The sequence below is a fragment of the Streptomyces sp. UH6 genome, assembly GCF_013421635.1.
In the GTDB taxonomy this organism is placed as follows: Bacteria; Actinomycetota; Actinomycetes; order Streptomycetales; family Streptomycetaceae; genus Streptomyces; species Streptomyces abyssomicinicus.
The window spans coordinates 1-4,381 of sequence record NZ_JACADT010000458.1 but is presented as its reverse complement, the minus strand read 5'-3'; the positions used below and the strand labels follow the sequence as shown (position 1 = coordinate 4,381).

Annotated in this window: 5 protein-coding genes; 2 read left to right on the top strand and 3 right to left on the bottom strand. The window is 73.4% G+C overall.

All coding sequences use genetic code 11. The annotated features are described in order from the left end of the window. The 3 genes from HW445_RS19850 to HW445_RS19840 all read right to left on the bottom strand — a co-directional run. Positions 1-406 (bottom strand): coenzyme F420-0:L-glutamate ligase (locus HW445_RS19850; protein WP_180222337.1); only part of this gene is annotated, 406 nt, incomplete at its 3' end. Further along, positions 403-1,362 (bottom strand): 2-phospho-L-lactate transferase, encoded by a 960-nt coding sequence (gene cofD / locus HW445_RS19845; RefSeq protein ID WP_180222336.1) that lies wholly within the window; start codon positions 1,360-1,362, stop codon positions 403-405. The genes HW445_RS19850 and cofD, both read right to left, overlap by 4 nt. A 97-nt stretch (positions 1,363-1,459) precedes the next feature. Next, on the bottom strand, positions 1,460-1,978 hold the full coding sequence (locus HW445_RS19840; protein ID WP_180222335.1) for a cysteine dioxygenase family protein: 519 nt from the start codon (positions 1,976-1,978) through the stop codon (positions 1,460-1,462). Positions 1,979-2,730: 752 nt separating this feature from the next. Here HW445_RS19840 and HW445_RS19835 point away from each other — a divergent pair. Both HW445_RS19835 and HW445_RS19830 read left to right on the top strand, forming a co-directional pair. After that, positions 2,731-2,994: a WhiB family transcriptional regulator gene (locus tag HW445_RS19835; RefSeq protein ID WP_108951581.1), complete on the top strand. Its 264-nt coding sequence runs from the start codon at positions 2,731-2,733 to the stop codon at positions 2,992-2,994. A gap of 216 nt (positions 2,995-3,210) precedes the next feature. Then, a partial coding sequence (locus HW445_RS19830; RefSeq protein ID WP_180222334.1) for a glycosyltransferase family 2 protein occupies positions 3,211-4,381 on the top strand: 1,171 nt, incomplete at its 3' end.

Below are 4,381 nucleotides of genomic sequence, written 5' to 3'. Positions count from 1 at the left end.
CGTCCACGCCCAGCTCCGCCCGCAGCCCCTCCCGGACGGCCCGGGCGGACGCGTCGGGGTCCTCGGGCAGCAGCAGCACCGTCCCGGCGGGGGTGTTGGAGGCGTCGACGCCGGCCGCGGCCATCACCAGGCCCTGCCGGTTCTCGACGATCCGCAGCGTGCCGCGCCGGGCGACCACCCGGACCGTCTCGGCGTCGATGGCGGCCTCCCGGTCGGCGGCCGCCATGATCCGGCCCTCCGCCTTGGAGGCGATCTTCGAGGTGACCAGCACCACGTCCCCGTCGGCCAGGTCCGGCTCGGCGGCGGCGATCAGCTTGGCGAGGTCGTCGCCCTCCCGCACCTCGGGCAGCCCCTCGACCGCCCACACCCGGAACCCGGGCCGCGTCTCCCGCAGGGACTCGCTCACGCCTCCCGCACCTCCTCGGCGAGGGCCAGCGCCTCGCGGGCCATCGCCGCGGTGGCGTCCACGTCGGTCATCATCAGCGGCACGGCCCGGCAGCGGATGCCCGCCGCCTCGATCCGTCCGACCGCGCCGGCGTCGACCGTGTCGACCAGCCAGCCGTCCAGCAGCCCCGAGCCGTAGTGCTCGGCGACCGCCGCGGCCGTGGACTCGACGCCGACCGCCGCGAGCACCTTGTCGGCCATCCCGCGCACCGGCGCGTCCCCGACGATGGGGGAGAGCCCCACCACCGGCACCCCGGCCTCGGCGATCGCCTCCCGGATGCCGGGCACGGCCAGGATGGTGCCGACCGACACGACCGGGTTGGACGGCGGGAAGAGGATCACGTCGGCCTCGGCGATCGCCTCGAGCACGCCGGGCGCGGGCTTGGCCTGCTCCGCGCCGACCGGCACGATCGCCTCGGCCGCCACCGAGGCCCGCAGCCGCACCCAGTACTCCTGGAAGTGGACCGCCCGCCGCTCGCCGTCCAGCGTCACCGCGACATGGGTCTCGACCCGGTCGTCGGACATCGGGATCAGCCGCACGCCCGGCTTCCACCGGTCGCACAGCGCCTCGGTGACCGCGCTCAGCGGGTAGCCCGCGCCGAGCATCTGGGTACGGACCACGTGCGTGGCGAAGTCGCGGTCGCCCAGCCCGAACCAGTCGGGGCCCACCCCGTAGGCGTTGAGCTCCTCCTTGACGTGGAAGGTCTCGTCGGCCCTTCCCCAGCCCTGCTCCTCGTTGATGCCGCCGCCCAGGGTGTACATCACCGTGTCGAGGTCCGGGCAGACCTTCAGCCCGAAGAGGTGGATGTCGTCCCCGGTGTTGCCGATCACGGTGACGGTCGCGTCCGGCACGGCCGCCTTCAGACCACGCAGGAACCGGGCACCGCCGATGCCGCCTGCCAGAACCACAATGCGCATGGGGTCAGTCTCGCAGGCCCGCCCCGTCGACCGGCAGGCGACCGGCAGGCGACCGGCAGGCGGCCGAGGGCCGCCGCGGCCGCGCCCTGGCGGCGCGTCAGGCGTCGGCGCGGGCCACCGCCACCGCGGCCGGCGCGGACGTGTGCATCGGCATCTCCGTCAGGCCGGGGAAGTAGACGTGCAGGCTGACCGCCGGCTCCAGGGAGTCGTTCACGATCTCGTGCAGGTGCTGGGGCGCGAACACGCGCTGGGCGCCCGGCTCCAGGACGCGCCGGGCGGAACCGGAAGGGCCGCCGGCCGCGTTGCGCTCGGTCAGGGTGCCGTCCAGGACGGTGAGCACGCCGGAGGACGGGCCGTGGTGGTGGAGCCCGGTGGTCTGGCCGGGCAGCCAGGACAGCAGCCAGACCTCGTGGCCGGGCCCGGTCGACAGCCGGTGGTACCAGCGGGTGGTCGCGTCGTAGCGCACCAGGTGCTCCCACCGCGGGCGGTCCGCGGCGATCGTCCGGGCGAGCCGGGTGAAGTCGGCGACGGTGGAGGGGTGTTCGCGCTCCGGCTGGAGCAGGTGGAGGACCTCGAGGATGTCGCCGGCGATCTGCAGGTCGCTGTCGCTGTTCATGGGGCGCTGGGTTCCTGTGGCGGGGAGGGAGGCGGGGGGAGGGGGGAGGAACGGCACCGCTCTCCGCCGGGTCCGGGTTGCGGACCGTGACGGTTGGGCCCTGGTACGGGCCGGGGGAGACGGTGGGGACGAAGGGTCCCGGAAGGGTGCGCGGCCTGCCCGGGGTCACCGGGCGGGCTACGGCCGGAGCGTCAGGGGCTCAACAGCCGGTGCGGCGACAACAGGGCTGACAACAGAGGTGACAGCTGCGGCGAACGGGGGCAGCACCGAGGAACCCGGCGGAGCGGGTCGGGGCGGATGCCGGGTTCGCGAGCATGCCCCTCAGCACATCCGGTCGCACGTTCCGTGTCAACTCGGCCACGTCCGAATGGGACGAACTTCACCTTCTGGGGGTGTTCTGAGAAGAGGAAGGTTTGTGGCCGTGGAGACCGGGACACATGGCGCACAACCGGACGCGTCAAACCTGTCGGTACCGACCGCCTCCGCCCCTGGCCGTGATCCACGTGTGATCAAGGCCGCATGGGGGCGGCTGGTGACCCGCCGTCAGTCCGTCGAAGTTCAGGATGATTTGAACACTTTCGGCGGGGGCTTGGTTCGGCAGGGTGAATAAGGGGCTCAATAGCAGATCCTGGCTTGACTCGCCCGGAGCGGCACACTTGTAATTTCACTCGTGTCGTTCGGCCACCGTCGGTGATGGCCGGATCACACGGGGACATCACGGGGACGCGGAAGAACAGACGAGGGGCGCAGGCATGACCGAGCTGGTGCAGCAACTGCTGGTCGACGACGCGAACGAGGAGCTCGGCTGGCAGGAGCGCGCGCTGTGCGCCCAGACCGACCCCGAGTCCTTCTTCCCGGAGAAGGGCGGCTCCACGAGGGAGGCCAAGAAGGTCTGTCTCGCCTGCGAGGTCAGGTCCGAATGCCTCGAGTACGCGCTCGCCAACGACGAGCGCTTCGGGATCTGGGGCGGTCTCTCCGAGCGGGAGCGCCGCCGGCTGAAGAAGGCCGCCGTCTGACCGGTCCGGCCGCCTGCGGGCGACCGGACAGACGGCACAGTTCGTTCCACAACGTACGGCCCGTCGCCCGTGGGTTCTCCACAGGCGGCGGGCCGTTTGTCGCGCAGCCGTTAGTGTGGCTCTCCGTCCGAGACGTCACGCGTTCCCCGGCAGAGGCAGCAGCCCCCGGGAACGCCGGTGTCCACCGCAGTCCATCGAACCGGGGCCTGTACCTCGATGACCGTGCACAGCCAAACGGCAGCCCACCAGACAGCAGTCTCCCCAGGCGGCGCCACTCCCGAGTTCCCGCGCCACGTGGTCACGGCGGTGCTCGTCGCCCACGACGGCGCCCGCTGGCTTCCCGACGCGCTCGCCGGGCTGCTCGGCCAGGAGCGTCCGGTCCAGGACGCCTTCGCCGCCGACACCGGCAGCGCCGACGACTCCGCGCGCCTGGTCACCGAGGCGCTCGGCCCCGACCGGGTGCTGCACCTCGCCCGCCGCACCGGCTTCGGCCAGGCCGTCGACGAGGTCCACCGGACGGCGCCCGTCCTCACCCCCGAGGACCTGCCCTACCTCAAGCGGCCCAGCGGCTGGGACCCGGTCACCCGCACCTGGCGGGACGAGACCTACGACCTGCCCGACCTGCCGCACGGCGAACCCGTGCAGTGGCTCTGGCTGCTCCACGACGACTGCGCGCCCGCCCCGGACGCGCTCGCCCAGATGCTGGCGGTCGTCGAGCGCGAGGCCGAGGCCGGCCGCGAGGTCGCCGTGGTGGGCCCCAAGCTGCGCGGCTGGTACGACCGCCGGCAGCTCCTCGAGGCCGGCGTCACCATCGCCAACAGCGGCCGCCGCTGGACCGGCCTGGACCGCCGTGAACAGGACCAGGGCCAGCACGACTTCGTGAAGCCCGCCCTCGCCGTCTCCACCGCCGGCATGCTGATCCGCCGCGACGTCTACGAGGAGCTCGGCGGCTTCGACCGTCGGCTGCCGCTGATGCGCGACGACATCGACCTGTGCTGGCGCGCCCGGTCCCAGGGCCACCAGGTCCTGGTCGCCCCCGAGGCCGTCGTCCGGCACGCCGAGGCCGCCTCCCGCGAGCGCCGCGACGTCGACTGCGTGGGCCGTACCGTCGCCTCCCCGCACCGCGTGGACAAGGCCGGCGCCGTCTACACCCTGCTCGTCAACAGCCCCGGCTCCGCGCTGCCCTGGGTGTCGCTGCGCCTGGTCCTCGGCACCGTGCTGCGCACCGTCGCCTACCTGGTCGGCAAGCTGCCCGGGCAGGCCCTGGACGAGATCCGCGGTCTGCTCGGGGTGCTGCTGCGGCCCGAGCGGATCCTCGCCGGACGCCGCCGCCGGGGCCGCCCGGTGGCCGGCAAGGACGAGCTGCGGGAACTCTTCCCGCCCCGTG

Excerpts from the sequence above, each read along its gene's own strand:
- cofD (WP_180222336.1), bottom strand. The coding sequence starts at position 1,362 with ATGCGCATTGTGGTTCTGGCAGGCGGCATCGGCGGTGCCCGGTTCCTG.
- HW445_RS19840 (WP_180222335.1), bottom strand. The coding sequence starts at position 1,978 with ATGAACAGCGACAGCGACCTGCAGATCGCCGGCGACATCCTCGAGGTC.
- HW445_RS19835 (WP_108951581.1), top strand. The coding sequence starts at position 2,731 with ATGACCGAGCTGGTGCAGCAACTGCTGGTCGACGACGCGAACGAGGAG.